We start from the raw sequence: 26,678 nt of genomic DNA on the forward strand, positions 1-26,678 counted from the left end.
TTCGATGACGCTGCCCCTTCAGGATTCCATCCTTATCGTGGACTTCGGCAGCCAGGTGACCCAGCTCATCGCCCGGCGCGTGCGCGAAGCGGGCGTCTATTCCGAGATCGCGCCCTTCAACAGCGCTGCTGAAGCCTTCGCCCGGATGCAGCCCAAGGGCGTGATCCTGTCGGGCGGGCCATCCTCGGTCATGTGGGACGATTCGCCCCGCGCACCGCAGGCGATTTTCGACGCGGGGGTGCCGGTGCTGGGCATCTGCTATGGCCAGCAGACGATGATGCAGCAGCTGGGTGGCAATGTCGAAGGCGGCGAGAGCGGCGAGTTCGGCCGTGCCTTCATCGAGGTGCAAAAGCCCTGCGCGCTATTCGACGGATTGTGGGCGCCGGGCGAAAAGCATCAGGTGTGGATGAGCCATGGCGACAAGGTGACGCAGCTGGCCGACGGGTTCGAGGTCGTCGCGACGAGTGAGGGCGCGCCCTTTGCCGTCACCGCCAACGAAGCAAAACGCTTCTACGCCACCCAGTTCCACCCAGAAGTCGTCCACACCCCCGATGGCGGCAAGCTGCTCGCCAATTTTGTCCGCCATGTCTGCGGCTTGGCGGGCGACTGGACCATGGCGGAGTTCCGCGCGACCAAGATTGCCGACATTCGCGCGCAGGTGGGCCAGGGTCGAGTGATTTGCGGTCTATCTGGCGGGGTCGACAGCGCGGTCGCGGCCGTACTGATCCATGAAGCGATCGGCGACCAGTTGACCTGCGTGTTCGTCGACCATGGCCTGATGCGGCTGGGCGAGGCCGAGCAGGTCGTCACCCTGTTCCGTGAACATTATGGCATCAAACTGGTCCATGTGAATGCCGAGGATCGCTTCCTGGGTGGCCTCGCGGGCCTCACTGACCCCGAAAAGAAGCGCAAATTCATCGGCGGCGAATTTATCGCGGTGTTCGAGGAAGAAGCTGCGAAGATCGGTGGTGCGGACTTCCTGGCGCAGGGGACGCTCTATCCCGACGTGATCGAAAGCGTCAGCTTCACCGGCGGACCCAGCGTGACGATCAAGTCGCACCATAATGTCGGCGGCCTGCCCGAACGCATGAACATGAAGCTGGTCGAGCCGTTGCGCGAACTGTTCAAGGACGAAGTGCGCGTGCTGGGTCGGGAACTGGGCCTGCCGGAGATTTTCGTCGGCCGTCATCCCTTCCCCGGACCCGGCCTCGCCATCCGTATTCCAGGTGAAGTCACCAAGGAACGCTGCGACATTTTGCGCAAGGCGGACGCGGTCTATCTGGAGGAAATCCGCAATGCGGGCCTCTACGACGCGATCTGGCAGGCTTTTGCGGTGCTGCTGCCCGTCCGCACGGTTGGCGTGATGGGCGACATGCGCACCTATGACAGCGTGTGCGCGCTGCGCGCGGTTACCTCGACCGACGGCATGACGGCGGACATCTACCCGTTCGACGCGGCGTTCTTGAGCCGGGTGTCCACGCGCATCATCAATGAGGTCAAGGGCATTAACCGCGTGGTCTATGACTATACGTCCAAGCCGCCGGGAACCATTGAGTGGGAGTAAATCGGATAAAATGGCCGTCCGGGGGACGGCCATCCGATTTACTCAGCCGCGCAAGCGGCTGCCGCGGCACTCGACCATCCTGTGATGGAGTTGGCCATGCTTGATCCAGCCTTCGGCCACCCCGTCTATCGGGACATGCCGACCACCATTTTCGAGCATATGTCCGCGCTCGCGCGCGAGACCGGGTCGATCAATCTGGGACAGGGCTTCCCCGATGCGCCGGGGCCGCCCGACATTTTGAACATGGCGGCCCAGGCGCTGCTGACCCGCTCCAATCAATATCCGCCGATGGCAGGCCTGCCGGAATTGCGGGCGGCGGTAGCAAGCCATTATGCGCTGCATCAGGGGCTGGACCTGACCCCGCAGGAGGTGATCGTCACATCTGGCGCGACCGAGGCGATTGCCGCGACCTTGCTGGCGCTGGTGCAGCCGGGCCACGAGGTTCTGCTGCTGGCCCCGCTTTACGATGCCTATCTGCCGCTGATCGAGCGGGCGGGTGGCGTGGCCAAGGTCGTGCGTCTGACCCCGCCCGAATGGCGGATCACGCAAGCCGCGCTCGAGGCCGCTGCCTCGCCGCGCACGCGATTTCTGCTGATGAACAACCCGGTCAATCCCACCGGCATCGTCCTGCGCGAGGAGGAATTGGCGCTGCTCGCGCGCTTCTGCGTCGAACGCGACCTGATCGCCATTTGTGACGAAGTGTGGGAGCATCTGACCTATGATGGCGTGCGGCATCACCCGCTGATGGCGCAACCGGGGATGCGCGAACGGACGGTGAAGATCGGGTCGGCGGGCAAGATTTTCTCGCTCACCGGCTGGAAGGTCGGCTGGATGTGTGCCGCTCCGCCGGTCGCGACGCTGCTGGCGCGGGCGCATCAATTCCTGACCTTCACCACCCCGCCCAACCTGCAATGGGCGGTGGCCAAGGGGCTGGCCAAGCCGGTCGAATGGTTCGACGCGATGCGCGCGGATTATCAGGCGTCGCGCGACCGGCTGGTCGCGGGATTGACCAAGGCGGGATTCCTCCTGCTGCCCAGCCAGGCGACATGGTTCGTCTGCGTCGATCTGCCGGCCAGCGGCATCGCCATGGACGATGCCGAATTTTGTGAGCGGATCGTTCATGAGGCCGGGGTCGCGGCGATCCCGATTTCCGCTTTCTATCCCGATGACCCTGTCACCCATCTGGTCCGGCTATGCTTTTCCAAGGCGGATGATGTGCTGGATGAGGCGGTGGCGCGGCTGGCCGAGTTTCGGCGACGGGCAGTTGCGGCGGATGGCGAAGCCCGCTAAGTTCCCTTTTCGTTCCGGAAGGGCTGTTCATGGAAATTCTGCCGATCCTGTTGATTATTGTCGCATTGCTGGTCGGACTTGGCGTCGGCTGGCTGCTGCGCGGCAAGGCGCTTGGGCCATTGCTGGCGGAGAAGGCGGAGCTTGTGGGACGGCTGGACCTGACCACCAGCCAGCGCAATAGCGCGATCAGCGAACTGGCGGTGGAGAAGGAGCGGGTCGCGCAGGCTGCAGCGACGGCGCTACGGCTGGAAACGGCGCAGGCGGCGCTGACCCAGCGGCTCGACGCGGTGCAGGGGGAGCGGGAGGCGGCGTTGCGCGAACTGGCGGCGCTCCAGTCCGATACGCAGGCGCGGGCAGAAGCGTTCGAGGCGCAGATTGTGGCGTTGCGCGACGCCAAGGAGCAATTGTCCGCCCAGTTCAGCGAGATTGGCGGCAAGCTGTTGGGGGAAGCGCAAAAGACCTTTCTCGATCGCGCCGACCAGCGCTTCGCCCAGGCGAACGAGAAGAGCGAGGCGCAGCTCAAGACCTTGCTCTCGCCGGTCGAAACGACGCTCAAACGCTATGAGGAAGGGTTGCAGCGGGTCGAGAAGGACCGCGTCGGCAGCTATGCCGAGCTGCGTGAGGCGGTAAGTCAGGTCCAGCTGGGTCAGGGGCAGGTGCGCGACGAGACCGCCAAGCTGGTCAACGCGCTGCGCGCCGCGCCCAAGACGCGGGGGCGCTGGGGCGAACAGCAGTTCAAGAATCTGATCGAGACGGCGGGCCTGTCGCCCTTCGTCGATTTCAGCGAGGAAGTGTCGGTGACGGTCGAGGATGGCCGGTTGCGGCCCGACTTCATCATCCGCCTGCCCGGCGACCAGCAGATGGTGGTCGACGTCAAATGCTCGCTGGTCGCCTATCTCAATGCCGTCGATCAGGTCGATCCGGCAATCCGCGACGCGCATATGGCCGATCATGCCCGCGCGATGCGGACCCATGCCGACGCGCTGGGGCGCAAGGCCTATTGGGAACAGTTCGACAAGGCGCCCGATTTCGTCATCATGTATGTGCCGGGCGATAATTTCGTCACCGCCGCGCTGGAGGCGGACATGGACCTGTGGGAACGGGCGGCCAAGAACCGGGTCATCATCTGCGGCCCTGCGACCTTCCTGCCGTTGGCGCGGACGCTGGCGGGGCATTGGCGGCAGGCCAAGTTGCAGGATCAGTCGCGGCAGATCGGGCAACTGGGCAAGGAATTATATGAGCGGCTGGCGGCGGCGGCGGGCTCGCTCAAGAAGCTGGGCAACCGGCTGCACGGCGCGGTGGGCGATTATAACGCCTTTGTCGGCAGCTTCGAGAGCCGGGTGCTGGTGACCGGGCGCAAGCTGCGCGACCTCAATATCGAGACGGGTGGCAAGGAGCTGGAGGAGTTGGCACCGGTGGATGCACTGGTGCGCGATCCGGCTTCGGCGGAGGCGCTGCGAGCGCTGCCGGATGCGGTGGAATAGCGTTATCGGATAATCACGCCTCCGTTCGTTCAGCGATTCGCCGACGCCCCGCCGGCCGCCCGTACCCCCGCCCGGTTGCGGCGGGCGAGTTCGCGTTTTAGATCCTCCGGGCGCGGGGCGACGAGGAAGCCGAAGCTGACCGTGCCCTCCTTGGTCTCCACGACATGGTGCAGCCGGTGCGCCTGGACGATGCGCTTCATATAGGGGGAGCGGGCGACGTAGCGGTTCTTCACCCGCTGGTGGACGATGATGTCGTGGAAGCCCAGGTAAATCGCGCCATAGGCCGCGATCCCCGCGCCGCAGGCGGTGGCCAGACTGCCCCAGCCCCATTGCACCCCACCCAGCAACAGGATGATCGAGGGCAGGGCGAAGATCACGAAATAGAGGTCATTAGCCTCCCAGTTGCCCTTGCGCGGGCGATGGTGGCTGGCGTGCAGGAACCAGCCCGGCCCGTGCATGACCCAGCGGTGCATGACATAGGCAAAGCCCTCCATCGCGGCGACGGTCGCGAGAAAGACGAGGGCTGGCAGCAGGATCGACATGGCATCCATATAGGCGGGCAAGGGCGACGGCGCGACCCGTAAAGCTACGGGGTGGCCGAAAGGTCGGGACGGGGGGGCGACACGGGCGCTGGCGCGGCATGGATCACCCGCTGGGGATAGGGGATGATGATGCCATTATCCCTGAACAGGTGCCAAAGCCGGTTGAGGACGTCCGACTTCACATTGCTGACGCCGCCCTCCGGGTCGCTGATCCACACCAATATCTCATGATCGACACGGCTGTCGCCAAAGCCGATCAGCCAGACATTGGGTTCGGGCTCGCGCAGCACCCGCTGGCAATCCAGCGCGGCCTGCCGCATCAGGCTTTGCGCCAGCGTCAGGTCGCAATCATAGCCCACCCCCACCGGGATGCGGACGCGGACATTGCGGTCGGAATAGGACCAGTTCTCCACCTCCTGCGTCATCAGATTCTCGTTGGGGATCAGATGCTCCTTGCCGTCGCGGGTGATGACGCTGACGGCGCGGACGCCGATCTTGTTCACCCAGCCGAAACTGTCGCCCACGACGATGACGTCGCCCGGCTTGATCGACCGGTCCATCAGCAGGATGATCCCGGCGATGAGGTTACCGAAGGTCTTTTGCAGGCCAAAGCCGACGGCCAGACCCAGCGCGCCGGAAAAGACGGCAAAGGCGGTGAGGTCGATGCCGAGCAGATCGACGCCGATGAAGAAGGCGGCGACGATCACGGCGATGGCGGCGAGTTTTTGCGCCAGCAGCTTCTGGGTCGGATCGAAGCCGTCGGTATGGTCGATCGACCGGCCGATCAGCCGGTTGGCGAGGCGGACGAGGGCGAAGAGGGCGACGCAGGTGGCCGCGATCGACAGTAGACCGAGCAGGGTGACGCGCCGTTTGCCCAGGCTGATGCCGACCGTATCGAGCATCGCGCCGACCGGGGCCAGGCCGCCGCTGGTGCCCGACACGATGCTGAGGAACAGCAGCAGGGCGAGCGGCAACGCTGCCCAGCGCGGGATGGCGAGGGTGCGCAGCGCATAGGCGGCAAGCAGGGCGACCGAGAGGCCAAGGCCGATGCCCAGGATCAGGTGGCCGACCGAGGCGTGGGGCCAGAAGGCGGCGGCGATGCCGATCAGCAGCGCCGACAGCGCATAGCGCAGCATCGCCCGCAGCCGCTGGGTGAAGGCTGGACCCATGACATGGGTACGCGGATGCAGGCGGGGGGCGATGAAGCGGGCGAAACCGGCCGCAGCGAGATGGAGCAGCAGGGCAAATGCCAGCGCGATCAGCGGATGGATGATGCCGCTGTCGTCGGGCACATGGGCCAGAAGCCAGTCGATGCCGGGCATCATCCCCTAGCCCCCGTCGCGGACGGCGCGGAAGCGGGCGAGGCCCGCGTCGAGATCGGTGATCAGGTCGGCGGGATCTTCCAGCCCGATATGAAGGCGGACGGCCGGGCCTTGCGCCTCCCACTTCGTCGCGCTGCGGTAGCGGGCGGGGTCGATGGGGAGGGCGAGGCTTTCAAAGCCGCCCCAGCTATAGCCGATGCCGAAATGGGCAAGCCCGTCGATCAGCGCGGCGCGGGCGGCGTCGTCTCCACCGCTGAGAACGAAGCTGAACAGGCCGGTCGCTCCGCTGAAATCGCGTTGCCAGATTGCGTGGCCGGGGCAGTCGGGCAAAGCGGGGTGGAGGACGCGGGCGACCTCTGGCTGGTCCTTCAGCCAATGGGCGATGGCAAGGGCGCTGTCCTGATGCTGCTTCAGGCGCACGCCCAGAGTGCGCAGGCCGCGCGAGGCGAGCCAGGCGTCGTCGGGGCTGACCATCTGGCCCAGCAGATAGGCGGTCTGGCGTATCTTGGCGAACCAATGGTCATTGGCGGTGACGCTGCCCATCATGACGTCGCTATGGCCGACAATATATTTGGTACAGGCCAGGATGGCGATATCGACGCCGTGGGACAGGGCCGGGAAAAAGAGCGGGGTCGCCCATGTATTGTCAGCCAGGGTGACGACGCCATGCTGGCGGGCCAGCGCGGTGATGGCGGGGATGTCCTGCACCTCGAAGGTCAGGCTGCCGGGGCTTTCCAGGAAGAGGGCGCGGACCTTCTCATCGGCTAAGCCGACACTGAGCTGGACAATGTCACAGGAATCGTAAAATATCGTTTCGATACCGTAATTATCCAGCATTTGCGTGCAGAAATTGCGGGTCGGGTCATAGGCGCTGTCGACCATCAACAATTTGTCGCCCGGTTTCAGTACCGCCATCAACGCGCAGGCAATGGCCGCGACGCCCGACGGGAACAGCATCGTGCCCGCCGCGCCCGGCTCCATTTCGGTGAGCGCGTCGGCCAGGCTCCAGGCAGTCGGCGTCCCCTTGCGCCCGTAGAAGAGCCGTTCATGCGTGCTGCTGCCCGCCGCGCGGCGCAGATGGGCGACGTCATCATAGAGGATGGTCGATGCGCGCCAGACCGGCGGGCTGACGATCGCGCCGGGCTGGCCGGGCATACCGGTCCATTCGGGCTTGCGCCCCGCCTGCGCCAATTTGGTCAGCGGCTTGCGGTCATCGCTATCGCTCATGCCGGGCCGGTCGCCTTGGGCGTGGCGGGATCAAAGCCCCATTCCGACCAGCTGCCGTCATAGAGGGTGACGTCGCGCTGCCCCAGCAGTTCGAGGCCCGCCAGCAGGATGGCGGCGGTGACGCCGCTGCCGCAGGTGGTGATGACCGGGCGGCCGAGGTCGATCCCGGCATCCGTGACCAGCTGGCGCAGGGCGTCGCCGGTTTTCATACTGTTGTCCGGGTTGAACAGGGCGGAGGAGGGCAGGTTGCGCGATCCGGGGATATGGCCCGATGCCATGCCGGGTCGGGGTTCGGCTTCCTCCCCGGTAAAGCGCCCTGCACCACGGGCGTCCAGCGCCTGGGCTTCGTGGGTCGCGAGATTGGCGATCAGGTCGGCTTTGCTGCGGACCTGTCCGGGCGCGCGGCGGGCGATGGCGTTGCCGGGCGTAGGCGTGACTGGAGCGGTTTCGGTAGCACGGCCCTCCGCCACCCATTTGGGCAACCCGCCGTCCAGGATCGCGGCGGACGCGCCCAGACCGTAGAGCCGCATCATCCACCAGCCGCGCGCGGCGCTGTGGGTGGGGCTGTTGTCATAGACGATGATGCGGCTGTCGGCGTTGATGCCCAGCGCCTGCGCGCGCTGGGTCATCAGCGCGTCTGGCGGCAGCATCCCCGGCGTCGGATCGTCGGGATCGTTGAGGCTGGGCAGGTCCATGAAGGTCGCGCCGGGGATATGGGCGGCGTCAAATTCGGCGCGCGGGTCGCGCGGGGTGCCGGGCAGGAACAGGCTGGCGTCCAGGATGCACAGGTCCGGCTTGCCCAGTTCTGCGGCCAGCCAGTCGGTTGAAACGAGAATATCCATGCAATGCCCTTTGGCCTGATTTCCTGCGCTACAGCCTGTTAGTAGGACGCACAGCCAAGGCTGGAAAGGGGGATCAGGATGGAACCAGTTCGCCCGCGGTGCGGGTGGCGGCGCGGCGATATTGGCGCGGCCCCTGGTCAAGGCGGAAGGGGGCGAGCCGGTCGGCGGGTGGTTCCTGTTCCTGCCCCAATATGAATGCGCGGGCGGTGCGGCCATGATCTCGTGGCTCAGCCTCCTCCGGTCCCCAGCGATAGCTGGCGTCAAAGGCGGCAAGCGGGATCAGCAGGCTGCGCTGGCCCATGGTCACCGGCACGATCTGGTCGGGCATCAGCCGCAGTTCGCCGGTCAGCCGCCTTGTTTCGCCGGGCATGATCGACACGGCGGCATGGAGTGGCAGGCCGCTCTGCCGGGCGAAGAAGGACTGGAGCAGCGTCTGCTGCTCTGCCCCGGCATTGCCTATGATGCCGCGCACCAGCACGTCCTGCGCCGGGGTGTCGCCGCGATTGTGGAGCAGCAATGTGTAGCCGATGGTCATGCCCATCAGCGAATAGCGCGCCTGAGTGATGTCCAGCGCCATGTCGAGCCACGGGCGGTCAGGCGCGTCGGGGATGGCGGTGACGGGCGCGGGTTCGGGCGGCGCGGTATTTGGGGCGGGAGCAGGTTCGGGCGGGATTGGAACGGCGACCGGTGCGGGCGGCGCGATCTCTACATCGGCTTCGTCCTGCGCTGGCTGGCGACGCCGGCGCAGCAGGCGCGCTGCGGCGAGCGCCAGCAGCGCGAGCGCACCGCCGATGATCAAGGGCCAGGGCGTGGCGCCGGTGGGGGCGGTGGCGGGCGAAAGCGGCGCTTCCTCTGGCGCGGGAGCGGCAGGGGTGGGCGCAGGTTCCGGTACGGGCCGTGGCACTTGCGCAGGGGCCGTGACCAGGCTGCTTTGGTTATCGGGTGCTGCGCGTTCCGCTTGTGCCGCCGGGCGTGGGGCAGGCTGTGCCGGGGTGGCGCGTGGCGCAGGTGCAGGCGTGGGAGCAGCGCGCTGGGCCGGTGCTTGTCGTGCAGGCTGGACGGGCGCGGGCGTCGGGGTCGGCGTGATTGTCGGCGCGACGACCGGCGGTGGTGCTGTAGTCGTCGCGGGCGCGCGGAACACGTCAAGTTCCGGGCCTTGCTGGCGGGGATTGGCGGGCTGCGGCGGGCTGGAAGGGGGCAGGGTAAAGACCGGCGCGGCCTCCTCCGCCTGCTGGGCGTGGGCTGGCAGCGTCAGCAGCAACGACGCGGCGAAAAGAAACGAACGATGATACCCCATGGGCTGAGCCAAGGCACAAGACGGGCTGAACGGCAAGTGAACAATGAGAAGCCGATGACACCAGCCGTGCAATCGCGTAGGGCAGCGGCATGACCGACCCTGCCATGACCCCGCTCCATCTGGGCCAGACCAGCGCCCTGCCCACCCGCCCCGAAGAGGCGGTGCTGGATTATGTCCCCAACCCCCGCCCCGGCCGCACCTATCTGGTGCGCTTTGCCGTACCGGAATTTACTTCGCTCTGCCCGGTGACGGGCCAGCCCGATTTCGCTCATCTGGTGATCGACTATGCGCCCGGCGACACGATCGTCGAATCCAAGTCGCTGAAACTGTTTCTGGGGTCGTTCCGCAACCATGCCGCCTTTCACGAAGATTGCACCGTGGGGATCGGCGAACGGCTGTTTACCGAGATGAAGCCGGTGTGGCTGCGCATCGGCGGCTACTGGTATCCGCGCGGGGGCATCCCCATCGATGTGTTCTGGCAATCGGGCGCACCGCCGCAGGATTTGTGGCTGCCCTCACAGGATGTGCCGGGCTATCGCGGGCGGGGGTGAGGTTGCCATCTTGCACGTCGTCATCCTGAACTTGTTTCAGGATCCATTGGCGCAAGCGTCGTTCAAATGGGCCAAAGCTAGCGCGAATGGATCCTGACTTTCGTCAGGATGACGAGGATATAAAGCATCACTTGTGTTTCCTGTTGGACGAACGGTCAACAGGGTTCGACCAGCGACATTGTAATACCATATCATGGCGTGACCGATGCAGCGAAACGGGCTATTTGACGTTTCATCACGGTGCCGGTCCGATCGGGCGGTGCCTGCCTGACGTGTCGGAGTCTGAAACCCTATGTCGCTTGCCAAAATCCTGCCGCTGCTGATCGCGGCCGCGCCCATCGCCCTTGCCACCCCTGTGCTGGCACAAGCTGGCCCTTTGGCTGGTCCGGCGGCGGGCATCACCACCCAATTGCCGCGCGGCGCGGCGCCGGGCCATTATGCGATTGAAGTGACGCCCGATGCGGCGAACCTTACATTCACCGGCAAGGTGACGATCGACGTCATGGTCAGCACGGCGATGCCCGCGCTGGTCCTCAACGCCGCCGATTTGACTTTCGGCGACGTCATGTTGACCCCGGCCAAGGGGAAGCCGATCAAGGGCATGGCGAAGGTCGATGCCGATGCGCAGACGGTGACGCTGGATTTCGGCAAGCCTCTGGTTCCGGGCCAATATAAGCTCGCCATCGCCTATGCCGGTGTCATCAACACGCAGGCGAACGGGCTGTTCGCGCTCGACTACACCAATAATGAAGGCCAGGCGAAGCGCGCGCTGTTCACCCAGTTTGAGGCACCCGACGCCCGCCGCTTCGTGCCGAGCTGGGACGAGCCAAGCTATAAGGCGACGTTCGACCTGAGCGCGATCATCCCGACCGGCGAACTGGCGGTCGGCAATATGCCGGTCAAGACGACCAAGGATCTGGGCGGCGGCAAGACCCAGGTGACGTTCGGCACGTCCCCGAAAATGTCCTCCTATCTGCTCTTCTTCGGCCTGGGCGAACTGGAGCGCGCGACCAAAATGTCGGGCGCGACCGAAGTGGGCGTGATCACCGGCAAGGGCAATAGCGGCAAGGCGGCGCTGGCGTTTGATGCGTCCGCCAGCATCCTCCCCTGGTTCAACGATTATTTCGGCACCCCTTATCCGCTGCCCAAGCTCGACAATGTCGCGGGGCCGGGCCAGAGCCAGTTTTTCAGCGCGATGGAGAATTGGGGCGCGATCTTCACCTTCGAGCGCGCCTTGCTGGTCGATCCACGCTTCACATCCGAAGCGACCAAGCGGCGCATCTATGAAACCGTCGCGCATGAAATGGCGCATCAGTGGTTCGGCGATCTGGTGACGATGGCCTGGTGGGACGATCTGTGGCTGAATGAAGGGTTCGCCAGCTGGATGGCGACCAAGGTGACCGACAAGCTGCAACCGGGCTGGGAAATGCTGCTGACCCGCGTTGACGGGCGCGAGGCAGCGATGAGCCTCGATTCGCTGGCGACCACCCACGCGGTGGTGCAGAAAATCACCACCGTCGATCAGGTCAATCAGGCGTTCGATGCCATCACCTATCAGAAGGGTGAAGCCGTCATCACCATGCTGGAGGGCTTTGCGGGTGAGGATGTGTGGAAGAACGGCATCCGCAGCTATATGAAGGCGCACGCCTATGGCAACACGGTGACCGACGATCTGTGGAAGGCGGTCGAGGGCGCGGGGGCCAAGGGGCTGGTGTCGATCGCCCACGACTTTACCAGCCAGCCGGGCATCCCGCTGGTGACGGTAGACAGCGCCCAATGTCAGGGTGGTCAGACCGTGTTGAGCCTGTCGCAGGGCGAGTATAGCCGCGATGCGAAGGGCAAGGCGCCGCTCAAATGGAATGTGCCGGTGATGGCGCAGACGATAGGCGGCGCGCCGCAGCGGCTGATCTTGCAGGGCAAGGGGCAGATGACGCTGCCGGGCTGCGGTGCCTATGTCGTCAATGCCGGGCAGACGGGCTATTATCGCTCACTCTATCCCGCCGCCAATGTGCAGGCGCTGGCCAAGGATTTCACCAGGCTGGCCAGCATCGACCAGACCGGCCTGCTGGCGGATAATTTCCAGTTGGGTCTGGGTGGCTATCAGCCGATCGGGCTGGCGCTGGACCTGATCGACGCGGTGCCGGTGACGGCGTCGCCCGCCGTGCTGGCGGAGGTGCCGGGTTATCTGGACAGTGCCTATGTCATGCTGGAAAGCGACAAGGCGGCACAGGGCCGGGTTGCGGCCTATGCGTCGGCCAAGCTGACCCCGGCGCTGAGCGCGATCGGCTATGACGCGAAGGGCGGGGAAGGGCCACAGGTGCCGGTGCTGCGGTCCGCACTGGTGTCCACGCTGGGCGACATGGGCGACAAGGCGGTGGTGGCGGAGGCCGACCGGCGTTTTGCCGCGCTGGCGAGCGATCCCGCCGCGCTCGACGGGCCGCTGCGCAATGTCTGGCTGGCGATCATTGCCAAGAACGCGGATCAGGCGACCTGGGACAAGCTGCGGGTAATGGCCAAGGGCGCGAAGAGCGATCTGGAAAAGAGCAGCCTGTTCGCCCTGCTGGGCGCGGCGAAGGATGAGAAGCTGGGTCAGCAAGCGCTCGATCTGGCGCTGACCGACGAGCCGGGCAAGACGACCAGCGCGGCGATCATCGCGCAGGTCGGGGCCGAGCATCCGATGCTGGCGGTCGATTATGTGCTGGCGCATCGGGCGCAATATGAGGCGCTGATCGACGTGTCGGCGCGGAGCCAGGCATTGGCGCGGCTGGGCGGCGGATCGGCCGATCCGGCGATGGCGACCAAGCTGGACGCCTATGCGACCCAATATCTGACCCCCGAATCGCGCAAGGTGGTGGACCGCGCGATCGCCGCGATCAAGACGCGGATCGAGACGCGCAGCCGGTTGAAGGCACCGCTGGCGGCCTGGTTTACGGGGAAGAAGTAAGGGTTGATATCTCCCCTCCCGCTTGCGGGAGGGGAGACAAGATTGCTTAAAGCCCCATTGCCTTTACGATATCGCCCCACGCCACCAGCTTGAAATTCTGCGCTGCTGCCGCATTGTGACCGTCCTGCGCCACAAACAGTCCGCCGGGATAGTTGGGGCCGAAATCGCCGAGCATCAGGTCGATGCCGTCGGTTTCCTCCGACCCGCCAATCGCGCCGTCAACCACGCGGAAGCGGCCGACATAGGCGTCGTCGGACAGGCGGTAGGCGACATAGGCATTGTCGCCCTGGCTGGAGACGAGGACATAGCCGTCCTTCTCGCCCATCGGCGCGATGGCGACGCCTTCGGCATCCATGACCAGATTCTTGCCGTCGGCGGCTGCGATCTGGACCGGGGTGGTCGGGCCGGTTGCGCGCGCGTCGAAGCGCCAGAGGCCGACATCTTCCTCCGCCACATACAAGCGCCCGGTGCGATCATCGACGGCGCAGCCTTCCGACTGGGTGCCGAGTTTCAGGGTGCGGACGATGCGGCCGGTGGGTGTCGCGCCGGACGTGTCGAGCGCGACCTGATTGATCGTGCCATCCTTCAGCACGATGAAGGCATAGAGGCCTGCCGCGTCGGACCCCATGCAAATGCCATAGGCTTCGCCCGCACCGCCATCGACCGTGCCCAGCGCGGTCAGTTTGGCGGTGGCGGGGTCGAGCCGGAATAGCGCGATCTTGGCGCTGGTGACGGCATTGCGGTCACTGGCCGCGACCAGAATGCCGCGCTGGCCATTGATGGTGACGCCATCCTTCAGGTCGACATTATTGACCCGCCCCGCGTCCAGGAAGTCGCGCACCTTGCCGTCAAGGCCATAGACATAAAGACCCGCCTTCTTGTCGGTCCCAACGATCAGGCTGGCGGCAGGGTCAGCCGGGTTGCTCCAGATCGCAGGATCGTCCGCCGCATCGGCATTGGTGGTGCCGACAGGCGTGGTTTCACCGCGCGCCGTGACGGAGACGGCGGGCGTGGCATTGGCGATACGGACAGCGACCGGGATTTCGGTTTGGGCAGTGGTGCAGGCCGATAATGCAATAAAACTGCAATAACAAATCATGGAACTGTAATATTTGTTTCGCGATATAGTCACCATTGCCTCCTAGCGGCCCATTATGCCGGGCTAGATACAAGAGATAGCCCACTGGTCAATGTATCTGTTAAATAACAGGGGGAATATATGGTCGCGAATAAGTGGCTGATGCTGGGTTGTGCTTCGCTTGCACTGGTGTCGGCGCCCGCCGGTGCGCAGGCGCCTGCCGCCGCCGATGACATCGCCAAGACGGACGGGCCGATTACCCAGGCGGCGGACATCGTCGTCATCGCCGGGATCGGCTATCGCGACCGCACCGACACGCCCGAACCCGTGTTGAAATATGGCACCGAATATTTCCAGCGCTTCGAGCCGCTGACCGCCGGTGATGCGCTCAAGCGGGTGCCGTCCGTCACCTTCCTGTCCGACGTCATAGAAAGCGATGCGCCGCGCCTGCGCGGCCTGCCGCCCGGTTACACCCAGATATTGATCAATGGCGAGCGCGTGCCGGGCGCCAGCGCCGATCGCAGCTTCTTCCTCGATCGCATCCCCGCCGAACTGATCTCCAGCGTCGAAATCGTCCGCTCCTCCTCCGCCCGCCGCACCGGCGATGCGGTCGCGGGGACGCTCAACATCAATCTGCGCGACGGTTATGAGCTGAACGGCGGCTATGTCCGCGCGGGCGGGCTTTATTATGATGACAAGGAAATCGAGCCGAGCCTGGGTCTGGTCTGGGGCGGTCAGGTCGGTCCGGGCCGCCTGCTGCTGGGCGCGAATTTGCAGGGGCGTCATAACCCCAAGCAGAAGAAGAGCCTGCGCTATGGCGATTCGCCCGAAAACAACGCCGATTATGCGACCGACGATTTCGACAATCGCGAGGATCAGAGCGACACCCGCGACGGCAAGGATTACAGCTTTAACGGCAGCTATGAAATCGACGCGGGCGACACCAATTTCAAGCTCAATGGCTTTTATGTAAAAACCGACCGGACGGAGACCGAACGCAGCTTTGAATATGATGATCCCACCGCCACCACCGGCCCGGTGCCGATCGGCAATCTGCTGAGCGACAATGCCAATGTCGCAAAGATCGACCAGGAGAATTTCTCGGTCGATGGCAAGCTGACGCAGCAATGGGCGGCGGGCAAGACGTCGGTGCGCGTGGGTTATGCTCAGTTTATCGAGGACCGGAATGAAACCGAATATGAGATCGGCTTCGACGTCGATGAAGGGGATGAGCCGGAATTTGAAGGTGCTCTCACCAGCACAGCGATCAAGGACCGGGAATTTTCGGTCAAGTTGGAGCATGAGGTTCCGCTCAATGACAGCGTGAAATTCATGTTCGGTGGCTTCTATCAGGACAAGAATCGCCGCACCGGCATCTTCGAGGCCGAACAGGAAGGCACCGGCAGCTTCGTGTGGGACCAGTTCAGCCAGAACCCCACCGATCTTGCCACCGCTTTTGACAAAGTCGAAGCGATCGACGGCGGCGACAACCGTATCAAGGAAAAGCGTCGCGACGCCTTTGCTCTGGTCGAAGGTGACAGCGGCAACCTGAAATGGGAAGCAGGTCTGCGCTACGAGCATACGAAGGTCCGCATCAGCGACTTCACCGTCGCCGCGGCCATCGCCGATCAGGAAAGCGACTATGACGCCTTCCTGCCGTCCGCGTCGTTCAAATATTCACTGACCGACCATGATCGGATCATCGGTTCGGTTGCGCGCACGCTGCGCCGCCCGGAATTCAACTATCTGACGCCAGCCGTGCTGGAAGAGGAAGTGGGCGACAGCGACCTGCTCGGCAATCCGCAGCTTGGCCCGGAAACAGCCTGGGGCTTTGACATCGGCTATGAACATCGCATGGGATCGGGCGGCATTTTCGGCGTCAATGTATTCTATCGCGACGTCAAGGATCTGATTGAGCTGACCAATACCGGTGAAGAAGGGTCAGAAGGCGAAGGCACCTTCGTCTATCAGCCGATGAATGTCGGCGACGGCAAGGTGTGGGGCGTGGAGTTCGACCTGTCCACCGACCTGGGCTTTGTCGGCCTGCCCAACACCGGCATTTTCGGCAATCTCTCGCTGCTCGACAGCAAGATCACCGATGTTCTGGGCAAGCGCCGGTTCAACGACCAGTCGAAATATGTCTATAATTTCGGCTTCATCCAGGACTTCCCGCAGGCGGGCGCGGCATTCGGTGCGACCTATCGCAAACAGGGCAGCGCCTATGGCCGGGTGATCGCGGAGGAAGTGACCACCCGCTATGGCGCGGACCTCGAAATCTTCGTGGAAAAGCGGATCGGCAAGACCTTCACGATCCGCGCGGTCGGGTCAAACCTGCTGAACGGCGCCAAGCGCGAGACGTTCAACAAGTTCGACAATCTGGCCGACCAGATCGACCGCGATTTCGACGAATATGAACTGGAAAGCGAAAAGGCGGGGCCCGTGTTCCAGATCATGGCGCGCTACGCCTTCTGATCCTGGGTCTGCCGGACGGCAAGAAGATGGGGCTGCGGCGGACGCGGCCCCCCTTTTTGCGTCAGGATGCGGTGTTGAGATAGGCAGCGACAGCATCGACACTGTCGCCGACCGTCTCGACCGCTTCCTCCAGTTCCTCGCGCGACACGTCGAACCGGCGGGTCCAATAATCGATCGCTTCGGCATCATCCAGACAGACATGGCTGGCGTCCGGCGGCCCTGCCCGGCTTTGGTGGTCGTTCATCGTTGCGCCCGTCTGCTGATTCTTCTCAAAGCATCAGCAATGCACAAAATGCGATGATTTTCTGCTTCCCTTTAGGACAGGGGTGCCGACGCCCAGCGCCGCAATTTGGCATAGAGGCCGCCGATCACGAGCGCGAAGATGAGGATGGAGAGGGGGACGGCCCAGTGGCTTTCCCCGACCAGCGCCAGCGGCGCGTCGCTGTCGGTCGCCGCCACTATCCCTGCAAAGGCGACGCCGAACAGGCTTTCGCCCACGATGAAGCCGGTGGCCATCAGCACGCCCATGCGCTCGGCAAATTCGGGGTGCGACTGGCGCAGTGCCCAGCGATTATAGAGATGGCCGATGACCGCGCCGACCGGGATCAGCAGGGTCAGCGCCATCGGCAGGTAGATGCCCATGCCCACGGCGAGCGGGGGCAGGCGCAGCTTGCCCGCCTTGCCCAGCAATTCGTCCACCAGCACCACGACCGCGCCGATGCCGGCGCCGATGCCGATCAACCCCCAGTCAAGATCGCCGCCCAGCACGCCCTTGGCCAGCGCGGAGATGAGCGCGGCCTGTGGCGCGGGCAGGGCGTTGGGTCCGGCACCCGGAGCGCCCGCAAAACCGAAGGCGCTGTTGAGGAGGTCCAGCACCGGCGGGATGACCAGCGCGCCGAACAGCACGCCCAGGATCAGCGCGATCTGCTGCTTCCACGGGGTTGCGCCGACCAGCTGGCCGGTTTTCAGGTCCTGCAGATTGTCGTTGGAAATGGTGGCGATGCCGAACACGATGGCGGTGGTGAACAGGGCATAGGCGACCAGAGCCTGGGCACGATCCGGGTCGCCGCCCGATCCGTAGATCGCCGCCAGCATCAGCGACGCACCCAGCACGGCCAGGATGCCGACGCCCGAAATCGGGCTGTTCGACGCGCCGATCAGGCCCGCCATATAGCCGCAGACCGAGGCGATGACGATGCCCGCGACCAGCACATAGGCCAAAGTCAGCGCGATCACTGGAATGGGGTTGGCGGCGATCGGGCCACCCTGCGCAAAGATCCACAGCAGGACGCCGATGGGCAGCATCGACGCGATGATGGTGCCGCCGACAATGCCGATCGGCAGGTCACGCTCGGTCAGTTCCAGCAGCCCGGCATTGCCCGCCTTGCGCGTCGCGTTGGCGACAAGGGCGGAGCGGATGCCGCTGATGATGGGGCCAAGGATTTTGAGCAGGGTCCAGATCGCCGCGACGCCGATCGTCCCCGCGCCGATGAAGCGCGCCTTCATGCGGAAAGTCGTGCCGACGAGGTCCGCCAGGTCCGCGCCAGCCGGAACGGGCGTCGTCAGATAGGGGACGATGCCGACCCAGCTGATCAGCAGGCCTACGAACATGGCGACGCCGACCGACAGGCCGACCAGATGACCGACGCCGATCAGGGCCATGGAAAAGCTGGTCGACATGCTGGTCGCGCCGGTGCCGAATTTGAAGAAGGTGGCGGCTTCTTCGGCCAGCAGCTTGGTCTTGGCGACGATGGAGAAGGCGGCGGCGGCCAGCGCGCTCAGCAGGATGGCGGACAGGCCGCGCTTATTCTCTTCCTCGCCCAGCCGCGACCCGGCACCGACTTTGAGCACTTCGGCGGCAGCGACGCCTTCGGGATAGGGCAGGTCCGATCCGGTGACGAGCGCGCGGCGCAGCGGGACGGAATACATGACTCCCAATATGCCGCCCAGCGCGATGGTGCAGGCGCTCAGCCAATAGGGAAAGCCCTGCCACCAGCCGATGATGACGAGGCCCGGCAGCACGAAGATGATGGCGGACAATGTGCCTGCGGCCGACGCGATGGTCTGGACGATGTTGTTTTCCAGGATCGTGCCGGTGGCAAACAGCCGCAATACCGCCATGGAAATGACCGCGGCGGGAATCGAGGTGGCGAAGGTAAGCCCGATCTTGAGGCCCAGATAGACGTTCGCCGCCGTGAAGATGAGGGTGATGAGCGCGCCGAGGATGACCCCGCGCAGCGTCAGTTCGGCCATCGCGCTGGCCTGTGCCTTCTCCATTGTCACCCACTATCCCCTTGGCTTTGGCGCTTGTCGCTCGAACTTGTAATAATGTTGCTTGGCTGTGGATCAATCGGAAAGTGCGATCGGGTGACTCAGCTGGCCTTTCTTGCCGCATTCGCCGCAGGCGCGACCTGATCGAGCCAGTTGTCGATCAACTGCGTCCAGCGCTGATAGCCCTGTGGATTCATATGCAGCCCGTCGGGACGAAAGAGCGAGGCGTCGGGCAGGCCGTCCCGCGCCAGCAGCACCTGGCCGACATCGAGATAGGTGAAGCGATCGGCCCCGGCGCGATCGGCGATCGCCTGATTGACCGCCGCCATTTTGGGCCACAGCGTCCAGCGGATCGGGCTGGGCTTCAGGGAGAGGAAGGCGATCGGCGCGCGCGGATAGTCGGCGCGCAGGCGCTTGAGCAGGGTCAGGATGTCGTCGGCGACCTCATCCGGGCTGGTGCCTGCGGCCAGATCATTTTCGCCGACATAGACGACGATCGTGCGCGGCTGGATCGGCGGCAACAGGCGGCGATAGTGGCGCAGCACATCGGGCGTGCTGGCCCCGCCAAAGCCGCGTTTGAGGGTGGGGATGTCGGCAAAGCTACCCGCTATGTTCCACAGGCGAATGCTGGAACTGCCCAGGAACAGGGTGGCGCCTTCGATCGGGGGGCTGGCAGCATTGGCCTTGGCAAAGGCCTCGATCTCCCGCGCGAAGGGGAAGGCCGGGTCGGCATTGGGCGGCCGGTCCTGCGCCTGTGCGCCGCCCGTGCCGGGCAGCGCGAACGCCAGCAGCAGAGCAGTGGCGGCCTTAATGGCGATGGAGCGGGCGCAGGCGATATTTGCCGTCCGCATAGGCACCGAACATGCCGGTGATGGCGGGGTGATCGACCGGTTCATCGCTGTCGTCGGCAATTAGATTCTGCTGGCTGACATAGGCGACATAGCTGGATTCGCCATTTTCGGCGAGCAGATGGTAGAAGGGCTGTTCCTTGTCCGGCCGGGCATGTTCGGGAATGGCGTCATACCATTCCTCGCTATTGGCGAACACCGGATCAATGTCGAACACGACGCCGCGAAAGCCGAACAGGCGATGCTTGACGACATCGCCGATGCTGAAATGGGCATGGACGATCGGCGGGGCATTGATACCGGCACCGAAAATCTGAATCGTGTCTCTCATATGACCAATTTAGGAGCCTTCGCCCGCCACACAAGAAAAATACCGACAAGGCTGCTTGGCAAGGCGGGAATCATTCGCTAATGGCCGCGCTCGACCCGGTCGAGACGGGCTTTTCCTGTGCGAAAAGCCGCATGTCCCGGCCTTCTGCGGAGAGGTGGCAGAGTGGTCGAATGCACCGCACTCGAAATGCGGCGTGCCGGTGACGGTACCCAGGGTTCGAATCCCTGCCTCTCCGCCAATTACCCCTATTCAACTAATATCATACCCTCTCAAAGGGGCTGATTTCCATGCGTCTTCCTGCTATGTTCTCTCTCATGTTCTCTCACGGGACCGCGTCTAAGCGCGGGGTATTTGGGGGCATCATGTGGGGTACGACTAGCAAGGTAGGGGTATCAAATGCTCACGGACGCTATGGCGCGAAATGCAGCGCCGAAGGACAAGCCATATAAGCTCGCCGATTCTGGCGGGCTATATCTCTATGTCGCCCCGACGGGCCTGCGATCGTGGCGAATGAAGTTCCGGTTTCAAGGCAAGGAAAAGCTCCTGACCTTTGGGCCGTACCCCGATGTACCCCTATCCAAGGCCCGGCAGAAGCGGGACGAGGCGCGCCGACAGTTGCGCGAGCATGACGATCCGTCCGGGGCGCGCAAGAAGTCAAAGGAGGCCAAGGAGGCGGAGCGGATCGCGCGCGCCCAAAAGATGACCTTCGAGCAGTTCGCCCGGACATGGCATGAAGTGCAAGCGCCGCGATGGGCACCTGTGCACGCCAAAGATGTGATCACCAGCCTAGACCGTGACGTGTTCCCCGACCTTGGTCCGCTCGCGATGGATGAGATTGATGCCCCGACGGTTCTGGCCACCTTGCGTAAGATCGAGGCGCGCGGATCGATCGAGACCGCCCGCCGCATGAGGCAGCGCATATCCGCTGTGTTTTCCTATGCCATATCGGAAGGCGTCGCCACCTACGACCCGGCTGCCATTGTGATGAAGGCGCTGAAGCCACTTCCGAAAAAAGGAAAGCAGCCAGCCCTGACCCGGCTGGACGATCTGCGCGGCGTTCTCCTCGCCGCTGAGGCTTCAGGCGCTACACCCGTGACCAAGCTGGCGTCGCGCCTGCTGGCGTTGACGAGCGTTCGCCCCGCCGTCGTGCGGGGTGTCGAGTGGGCAGAGTTCGAGGAGATCGACTGGACGGGCGATTTCATCGGCCCGATGCTTCCGATCTGGCGCGTGCCAGCCGCCCGTATGAAACTGATACTTGACCGCAAGGACGAGGAGGCTTTCGATCATGTGGTGCCTCTTTCGCACCAAGCCGTGGATGTTCTGCGGCAGGTCCGCCGCCTCACCGGACGCGGCAAGCTGGTGTTTCCCGGCCAGCGGCACGCACATCGGCCCCTCAGTGAAAACGCGATCGGCTATCTGTATAATCGGGTAGGCTATCACGGGAGGCATGTTCCGCACGGCTGGCGCGCTGCGTTCAGCACGATCATGAACGAGCGGCACCGGCCCGACCGCGCGATTATCGACATGATGCTGGCCCATGTCCCTAAGGACAAGGTTGAAGCCGCCTACAATCGAGCGCAACACATGGCGCGTCGGCGGGCGCTGGCGCAGGATTGGGCAGATATGTTGATGGAGGGATTACCGCCAGCTGGCGCGCTACTCGACGGCCCGCGCAGGTGACAACGCCTGATCGTCTCATACGCCTAAAAGAAGTTTGCGAGATCACCGGCCTCAGCAAAACGATGATCTACAAATTGCTTAAGCAAGGGAATTTCCCGGTCCAGTATAAGCCTGGAGGCTTCTCTAGCCGCTGGGACGAGGCCGAGGTCCGGGCGTGGCGACAGGCGCAACGTCCGGACCCCAAAACATGATATAGTCGGGCGAATCGCAGGGAACCGATAATGCAGGAAAACGAACATGGCGAGACGTTCGGCGCGTGGCTGCTCAAACAGACCAAGCGTGATGACTGGATCGGGCCGCTGGCGAAGTCCGCGAAGGCCGATCCCAAGTTCCGGGCGGCCATGTCCCCGGACGACCTGCGCAAGAAGCTGCACGAGGCCGGTGCCGAGGGGGATGCCTTCGAAGCGCTGGATGATGCCGAGGCCGAATGGCAGAGCCAATGAGCGCCCTCGATTCCCCAACTTCGATACCCTTGAAGGACCGCTACCTGCTCGCGATTGCCTACATGGAGCAATATGGGGAGTATGTCGGGAATTTCCTTCTGGGCGCGCTTCAGGAAGCCATGGATAGCCGCGACCAAGGGAAGGCCGCCAATTGGATGGCCATCAGCGAGTGCGTGGACGAATTGAACGGTGGCCGGACGATCATTCAGCGCGATCCGCCTGATGGAATACTCTTCGTGCAGTGACATGCCCCTGACCGATTGGGAGATATGGGCCTGCGCGCAGCAGGTGATCAAACAGCACAAGGCCAAGGCCCCGCTGCATTGCGCCCTGCGCGTCGCCGAGCTGGCGACCGGCGGGGATCAGGAAGGAGTGCAGACCTGGCAGGCTATCGCCGCCAAGGTCGACCAGTTGATGGACTATCGGAGCGGGCGGCCGCTTAGTCGGCAGTGATATCAAGATCCTGCGAGGGGCGATCTCCGGCCGCGTTCCAGTCGATTGAGATTTGAAGATCTTGTGCGGGGACGGGCAACTCGCCGATCCCCCGGACCAACATCCTATCACCTGCGAGCGCCCTAATATCACTGTCGTCTGACAGAATTTCGTCGGCCTGCTCGACCAGCGCTATAGCCACGATCTGCTCATCGAACTTCACTTTTCGTTTCGTGTAGCCTTCGCGCCTTGGTCCGGCTTCGATCCGCTTCTTCGCCATGACCGCGCACTCGACCGCTGCCAACTGATCGAAATCGGCAATGCGGCAGTATTTTGTGTTCGATAGCACGCTAAGCCAGTTGGGTGCGGCATCGCCAGCATAAACGAGTATCTCGGACAACGCCGGGGCAGGAATGATTATGGTCGCCTTGGCTTTCTGAAGCTCGCTAATAAGCAGGGTTATACGCTCACGGCACAGTGCAACGGGAACCCCCGAAGCATCGAGCGGCGGGGCGGCCTCGGCATCAAAAAAGTATGCCAAAACAGTGGCATCGATGGCGACCTTCAATGCCTGCTCTCCATACCGCTTCGGTCATCAAGAAGCTGGCTTACTGGCGAAGAAAGCGCCCGTAAGTCGCTCGGCACTTTCCGCAATCGATCAATCACTTCGCTCAGTGGGGCGTCATCCAGCACATCAAAGTCTTTAACTTTGAAGGTTCGCAATTCCCATTCGCCATCAGCATGACGATACCATGTCCCGGTGCCATGAAAGCGGATCTGCCCGCTAAAGGCATGATGCCGCAGCTCTAGAGCGACGGCCTCACTCGTGACGAGATTATATTCGCGCTTGCCGTCGCGGATGCCGACATGTTTTGTCTCATCCTTGCCGCCTATCCGATAGACTTCGCCGTCCAGCGTTCCCTCCTTCTTAAAGGGGCCAAACGCAGGCTCCGGGGGACGCCGCTTTCCTGGAAAAGGAATGATAACCGCGCCTTCGACTCCTCCGTCGCCCTCTGTCAGGGTGCCGTAGGCGTTATCCTTCCGAAGCATTTCGTCAATTACTTCGAAGGCCCGAACCGCATCGACCGGCGCATCTCCAGCCCTGATCGCTGAAACGCGAGCAAACACCTTGGGTTGTGCAGGGCTGTCAACATTCGCCCGCAGCGCGGTCGAAGCATTGAATACATCTGAAAAATGAACGTTCGCTGTTTCGCCAAGCAGCTTGGCAAGCGCGCCCATATACTCAGCTAGGCGTTCCATAGGTATGGTCGCGGGGGTGTAGCTTTCGCTAATGTGAAAGACGTATTGGTCGGCCATCGCTCACATCCCCATATTGGCTCGCGTATATGCAAAGCATGAACAGGTCAATTACGGATGAACGCTCCGAGGGCGGTTGCGGCCCCCGAACATCGCGCTAAATCCCCCCGAAGTCATCCCTCGGCTCACGCGGTGGCCAGTCGTCATCCACCCCGCAATCGCCACCGTGAGGCGGGCGCTCGGGCTTTGGCTTGATGACTGGCAGCACCGGCTCGCTTCCATCGAAAGTGACGCGGATCACGGGGCCGAACGTGTCGGCACGTTGGAATATCGCGCGAACGGTCGGCAGGAGGCTGCCGATCCATTGTGCCTGTTCGGCAGGCACATAGCCCAGCTGGACATTGCGTTCAGAATATACGGCGATGGCGCGACTGTCAGCCGGGTTATTAGGCTCGCGCCGCAGATGCACACGCTCCCCTGGCAGGCATAGCGCCATCTCGAAGCGCCGAGCCGGGCCGCGCTTGTTCGGGTAATCCGCGCCCATGACGGCGATCGATTGGGCTGGTCGGGCCATGGGCTAGAGATATGGCCCGACCGGAAATCCCACAAGAGGTGATGTCAAGCGCGAACCGGTAGCCAGCGACGATTGAGGTCGTGTGGATGTCGCAGCCACCGGAACCGTCCTCCGATGGTCGGACGGTGGCTGCATAGTGCCGCCTCAAAACATGCGAGGTGACTATGGCGTTCGATTGGGCTGACGATAAGGAGCGAGCGGAAGAGGCTAAGCGCTGCCGCGATGCTAAGCGCAGGTGGTTTTGGCCAGCGGAAAAGGTGGAGCGGCCCGACGGGGTCGCACCGTCCTCGCACGCGGGGGAACCGCGCTCGTCCGATGGACGGGCCGCTCTGATGCAGTGCCTCTGGTTGGCGGGAACTGCAAGGTAAGATAACGATCCGTTCGAAATAGGAGAATCATCATGGATGACAGCGCCCAAGCAGCCCTGCGGGCAATCATCCGGGCGCTAGTTAGCAGCGCGCCGGACATCATTTTGCCCGACGCGCTGACGCAAAGCCTCTACGAGATGGAGACGGAGTTGCAGAGCAACTCTAGGCCAGCCGAAGCCAGAGATGTGGGCCGTTTGGCCACATTTGCTGGTGAGCTTCGGAACGCCCGCCTCAATCGACGCTGACACCATAGTCCGGCTTCGGGAACGGCAGCACCGGATATCTGCACCCCTTGGCGAACCGGGGCTTGAGGAACCGCAGATAGCGGAACTGGCGCAGCTTGTGCCGGGTCGCCCGGTCAAGTCCGGCTCTGATCGTTTGAGCGCGCGGCCCTTTGCTTTTCGAATTGGTGACGAGGCTGTTGTGATAGAAATCGCCGTCCAGTTCCCAGAAGATTCCTAGATGCTCGCCGTGGAAGGTGAAGCCAGCCGCCTGATAAACGGTGCCGAATAGGCCGCAGCGCTGATCAGCGAACGACTGTATCCATTTCACGGGTGGGCGGATGCGCCGGATCAACCGGATCGAGAAGGCAAGCGCCTTGCTCTCGCTGTTTCGCGGCGCGGCGTCGGAAAGCCACATTCGGTTCAGTTCGAGATATTCGGACATGCCGGTGCCTGCGACCACGCTATCAGCGCTGGCCGGGTTCATGGCGAAGCCGTATTGCAGAACGCCGACCATCTCCACGCCTATGAAGACGCCGAGGTGAAGCGTGGAGGCGGAATAGACGCGCCTGCTGTAGTGGTTCGCCTTGATGATCCGGTTGGCGATGTCGCGATCGATAATTGCGACGCTGAAGGCGGCGTTGCCAAAGCCGATCGCGTCTCGATTGTTCGGCAGATCGAGGTTGAACAGATAGCCGGTATCCTCGCCTGCGACGCCGAAAGGCGTCTGGCCCGTTAATAACTCCATAAGGGGAAGGTCTCACAAGAACCCCGCCTGTTGCGCAGGTGCGGGGGCGATGCGGCTACGCGAGCCGCTAGTGACGGATGCTAGTCCGTCGGTTGCCGTGTTACAGCACGGCACCCCCGCTCGCGATATCGGAAGGCCGATATCGATGCGGACGTGTCTTTAAAATGATCGTTTGGCGCGACGTGGGCGAGGGAGTGATCAGACCAGCGCCGGACCGTCCGTGCCTTTCTTGCGAAACCATGGCGCGTCGGTTGCATCGACCTCCAGCCGGTCCGCCGGATAGGGCCGGTCGAACCGATACAGATCGGCAAGCGGTGCGGTCAGCCATGCGTCCCAATCCTGCGGATCGAGGATCACGGGCGATCGATCATGGATATGGGCAAGCTCCGGCGCATTGTCGGTCATGACCCCGGTATAGACCGCGCCCCATTCGTCGCTCTGTGTCCACAGGCCCGCCCAGGCGAAGATCGGCTGTTTCTTCACCGACAGCCATGTTTCGGTCATGCGGCCCGGTTCGCCCACGGCCTCCGCAAAGCGCGCCGTAGGGATCAGGCATCGCTGGCGCGGCTCGGCCGCCCATCGCTTCCAGAACGACCCCAGCTTGTCGAAACGGGCATTGTTGACGGGCTTTGGCTTAAGCGGCTGCCCCGCCTTACCCCGCAGGGAAACGGGAAAGCCCCATGTCATCTGCTCCAGCACCAGACCATCGTCGCCCATGCGCACGACGCTGCCCGGCGATTTGGGATGCACCTGCAACGGCCCCTCATTGAACCGCGCGCCCAGCTGCGCGCCGAACAGCTTCAGCACCTTTTGCGTGTCGCCCCGTTCAGCCCGATTGCACATGCATGCGAAGGTGGTTTGCGACCGCCCGCCTGTCAACGCGCTTGACCCG

The 26,678-nt window shown here is 63.6% G+C and carries 27 protein-coding genes and 1 tRNA gene; 13 read left to right on the forward strand and 15 right to left on the reverse strand.

Going from position 1 to position 26,678, the window contains the following annotated elements; translation table 11 throughout:
- Positions 1–4: 4 nt before the first annotated feature.
- From guaA to rmuC, 3 genes are all read left to right on the forward strand, one after another.
- Positions 5–1,564, forward strand: a complete 1,560-nt coding sequence (guaA, locus tag EBBID32_RS21975) for a glutamine-hydrolyzing GMP synthase (RefSeq protein WP_006967385.1) — start codon at positions 5–7, stop codon at positions 1,562–1,564.
- A gap of 96 nt (positions 1,565–1,660) precedes the next feature.
- Positions 1,661–2,854, forward strand: coding sequence for an aminotransferase (locus EBBID32_RS21980; RefSeq protein ID WP_006967387.1), 1,194 nt, complete (start codon positions 1,661–1,663; stop codon positions 2,852–2,854).
- A gap of 29 nt (positions 2,855–2,883) precedes the next feature.
- Positions 2,884–4,338: a DNA recombination protein RmuC gene (gene rmuC, locus EBBID32_RS21985; protein ID WP_006967388.1), complete on the forward strand. Its 1,455-nt coding sequence runs from the start codon at positions 2,884–2,886 to the stop codon at positions 4,336–4,338.
- Between the two features lie 29 nt (positions 4,339–4,367).
- Here the strand turns inward: rmuC and EBBID32_RS21990 are convergent, their stop codons facing one another.
- The 5 genes from EBBID32_RS21990 to EBBID32_RS22010 all read right to left on the reverse strand — a co-directional run bounded on the left by EBBID32_RS21990 (position 4,368) and on the right by EBBID32_RS22010 (position 9,568).
- Positions 4,368–4,880 carry a sterol desaturase family protein gene (locus tag EBBID32_RS21990; RefSeq protein WP_006967390.1) on the reverse strand — a complete coding sequence of 171 codons (513 nt, stop codon included), beginning with the start codon at positions 4,878–4,880 and terminating at the stop codon, positions 4,368–4,370.
- 44 nt (positions 4,881–4,924) lie between these two features.
- Entirely contained in the window at positions 4,925–6,205 is a 1,281-nt protein-coding gene (locus EBBID32_RS21995; protein ID WP_006967391.1) for a mechanosensitive ion channel family protein, read from the reverse strand.
- A gap of 3 nt (positions 6,206–6,208) precedes the next feature.
- The gene (gene metC, locus EBBID32_RS22000; protein ID WP_006967394.1) at positions 6,209–7,429 is read right to left on the reverse strand and encodes a cystathionine beta-lyase; all 1,221 of its coding nucleotides are present in this window, start codon (positions 7,427–7,429) and stop codon (positions 6,209–6,211) included.
- Complete coding sequence (locus EBBID32_RS22005) at positions 7,426–8,271, reverse strand: sulfurtransferase (RefSeq protein ID WP_006967396.1); 846 nt, start codon at positions 8,269–8,271, stop codon at positions 7,426–7,428. Before EBBID32_RS22005 ends, metC begins: the two co-directional genes overlap by 4 nt.
- Positions 8,272–8,344: 73 nt before the next feature.
- Positions 8,345–9,568, reverse strand: a complete 1,224-nt coding sequence (locus EBBID32_RS22010) for a hypothetical protein (RefSeq protein ID WP_037492448.1) — start codon at positions 9,566–9,568, stop codon at positions 8,345–8,347.
- Positions 9,569–9,657: 89 nt separating this feature from the next.
- Between EBBID32_RS22010 and queF the strand changes: the two genes are divergently transcribed.
- The gene (gene queF / locus EBBID32_RS22015) at positions 9,658–10,119 is read left to right on the forward strand and encodes a preQ(1) synthase (RefSeq protein WP_006967405.1); all 462 of its coding nucleotides are present in this window, start codon (positions 9,658–9,660) and stop codon (positions 10,117–10,119) included.
- 292 nt (positions 10,120–10,411) lie between these two features.
- Complete coding sequence (locus tag EBBID32_RS22020; RefSeq protein WP_006967407.1) at positions 10,412–13,063, forward strand: M1 family metallopeptidase; 2,652 nt, start codon at positions 10,412–10,414, stop codon at positions 13,061–13,063.
- Between the two features lie 46 nt (positions 13,064–13,109).
- Here the strand turns inward: EBBID32_RS22020 and EBBID32_RS22025 are convergent, their stop codons facing one another.
- Positions 13,110–14,198 (reverse strand): phytase, encoded by a 1,089-nt coding sequence (locus EBBID32_RS22025; protein WP_006967409.1) that lies wholly within the window; start codon positions 14,196–14,198, stop codon positions 13,110–13,112.
- 84 nt (positions 14,199–14,282) lie between these two features.
- Here EBBID32_RS22025 and EBBID32_RS22030 point away from each other — a divergent pair, with 84 nt between their 5' ends.
- Positions 14,283–16,613, forward strand: a complete 2,331-nt coding sequence (locus tag EBBID32_RS22030; protein WP_006967411.1) for a TonB-dependent receptor plug domain-containing protein — start codon at positions 14,283–14,285, stop codon at positions 16,611–16,613.
- A gap of 61 nt (positions 16,614–16,674) precedes the next feature.
- Here the strand turns inward: EBBID32_RS22030 and EBBID32_RS22035 are convergent, their stop codons facing one another.
- The 4 genes from EBBID32_RS22035 to hspQ all read right to left on the reverse strand — a co-directional run bounded on the left by EBBID32_RS22035 (position 16,675) and on the right by hspQ (position 20,063).
- On the reverse strand, positions 16,675–16,857 hold the full coding sequence (locus EBBID32_RS22035) for a DUF3606 domain-containing protein (RefSeq protein ID WP_006967413.1): 183 nt from the start codon (positions 16,855–16,857) through the stop codon (positions 16,675–16,677).
- A gap of 71 nt (positions 16,858–16,928) precedes the next feature.
- On the reverse strand, positions 16,929–18,890 hold the full coding sequence (locus EBBID32_RS22040) for an OPT family oligopeptide transporter (protein ID WP_006967415.1): 1,962 nt from the start codon (positions 18,888–18,890) through the stop codon (positions 16,929–16,931).
- A 95-nt stretch (positions 18,891–18,985) separates the two neighbouring features.
- Positions 18,986–19,735: a GDSL-type esterase/lipase family protein gene (locus EBBID32_RS22045; RefSeq protein ID WP_006967416.1), complete on the reverse strand. Its 750-nt coding sequence runs from the start codon at positions 19,733–19,735 to the stop codon at positions 18,986–18,988.
- The gene (gene hspQ, locus EBBID32_RS22050; protein WP_006967417.1) at positions 19,692–20,063 is read right to left on the reverse strand and encodes a heat shock protein HspQ; all 372 of its coding nucleotides are present in this window, start codon (positions 20,061–20,063) and stop codon (positions 19,692–19,694) included. The genes EBBID32_RS22045 and hspQ overlap by 44 nt, the downstream gene beginning before the upstream one ends.
- A gap of 148 nt (positions 20,064–20,211) precedes the next feature.
- Between hspQ and EBBID32_RS22055 the strand changes: the two genes are divergently transcribed.
- From EBBID32_RS22055 to EBBID32_RS22075, 6 genes are all read left to right on the forward strand, one after another.
- A tRNA-Ser gene (locus tag EBBID32_RS22055) sits at positions 20,212–20,301 on the forward strand.
- A gap of 158 nt (positions 20,302–20,459) precedes the next feature.
- Positions 20,460–21,743 (forward strand): tyrosine-type recombinase/integrase, encoded by a 1,284-nt coding sequence (locus tag EBBID32_RS22060; RefSeq protein ID WP_037492451.1) that lies wholly within the window; start codon positions 20,460–20,462, stop codon positions 21,741–21,743.
- Positions 21,740–21,934 (forward strand): helix-turn-helix transcriptional regulator, encoded by a 195-nt coding sequence (locus EBBID32_RS23870; RefSeq protein ID WP_081628161.1) that lies wholly within the window; start codon positions 21,740–21,742, stop codon positions 21,932–21,934. The genes EBBID32_RS22060 and EBBID32_RS23870 overlap by 4 nt, the downstream gene beginning before the upstream one ends.
- 30 nt (positions 21,935–21,964) lie before the next feature.
- Complete coding sequence (locus EBBID32_RS22065) at positions 21,965–22,186, forward strand: hypothetical protein (protein ID WP_006967421.1); 222 nt, start codon at positions 21,965–21,967, stop codon at positions 22,184–22,186.
- Positions 22,183–22,431, forward strand: a complete 249-nt coding sequence (locus tag EBBID32_RS22070; protein ID WP_037492452.1) for a hypothetical protein — start codon at positions 22,183–22,185, stop codon at positions 22,429–22,431. The genes EBBID32_RS22065 and EBBID32_RS22070 overlap by 4 nt, the downstream gene beginning before the upstream one ends.
- Position 22,432: 1 nt before the next feature.
- Positions 22,433–22,639 carry a DUF6961 family protein gene (locus EBBID32_RS22075; RefSeq protein ID WP_006967424.1) on the forward strand — a complete coding sequence of 69 codons (207 nt, stop codon included), beginning with the start codon at positions 22,433–22,435 and terminating at the stop codon, positions 22,637–22,639.
- Here the strand turns inward: EBBID32_RS22075 and EBBID32_RS22080 are convergent.
- The 3 genes from EBBID32_RS22080 to EBBID32_RS22090 form a co-directional block, all read right to left on the reverse strand.
- Complete coding sequence (locus EBBID32_RS22080; RefSeq protein ID WP_006967426.1) at positions 22,626–23,186, reverse strand: hypothetical protein; 561 nt, start codon at positions 23,184–23,186, stop codon at positions 22,626–22,628. The genes EBBID32_RS22075 and EBBID32_RS22080 overlap by 14 nt on opposite strands.
- Positions 23,183–23,935 carry a hypothetical protein gene (locus tag EBBID32_RS22085; RefSeq protein WP_156022656.1) on the reverse strand — a complete coding sequence of 251 codons (753 nt, stop codon included), beginning with the start codon at positions 23,933–23,935 and terminating at the stop codon, positions 23,183–23,185. The genes EBBID32_RS22080 and EBBID32_RS22085 overlap by 4 nt, the downstream gene beginning before the upstream one ends.
- Before the next feature lie 97 nt (positions 23,936–24,032).
- Positions 24,033–24,449 (reverse strand): HIRAN domain-containing protein, encoded by a 417-nt coding sequence (locus EBBID32_RS22090; RefSeq protein WP_037492453.1) that lies wholly within the window; start codon positions 24,447–24,449, stop codon positions 24,033–24,035.
- A gap of 400 nt (positions 24,450–24,849) precedes the next feature.
- Between EBBID32_RS22090 and EBBID32_RS22100 the strand changes: the two genes are divergently transcribed.
- Positions 24,850–25,062, forward strand: coding sequence for a hypothetical protein (locus EBBID32_RS22100; protein ID WP_037492455.1), 213 nt, complete (start codon positions 24,850–24,852; stop codon positions 25,060–25,062).
- Here EBBID32_RS22100 and EBBID32_RS22105 read toward each other — a convergent pair.
- Both EBBID32_RS22105 and EBBID32_RS22110 read right to left on the reverse strand, forming a co-directional pair.
- Complete coding sequence (locus EBBID32_RS22105) at positions 25,049–25,786, reverse strand: hypothetical protein (protein ID WP_006967434.1); 738 nt, start codon at positions 25,784–25,786, stop codon at positions 25,049–25,051. The two genes, EBBID32_RS22100 and EBBID32_RS22105, sit on opposite strands and share 14 nt — an antisense overlap.
- A gap of 198 nt (positions 25,787–25,984) precedes the next feature.
- On the reverse strand, positions 25,985–26,629 hold the full coding sequence (locus EBBID32_RS22110; RefSeq protein WP_006967435.1) for an SOS response-associated peptidase: 645 nt from the start codon (positions 26,627–26,629) through the stop codon (positions 25,985–25,987).
- Between the last annotated feature and the right edge of the window lie 49 nt (positions 26,630–26,678).

Source organism: Sphingobium indicum BiD32 (genome assembly GCF_000382885.1).
GTDB lineage: Bacteria > Pseudomonadota > Alphaproteobacteria > Sphingomonadales > Sphingomonadaceae > Sphingobium > Sphingobium japonicum_C.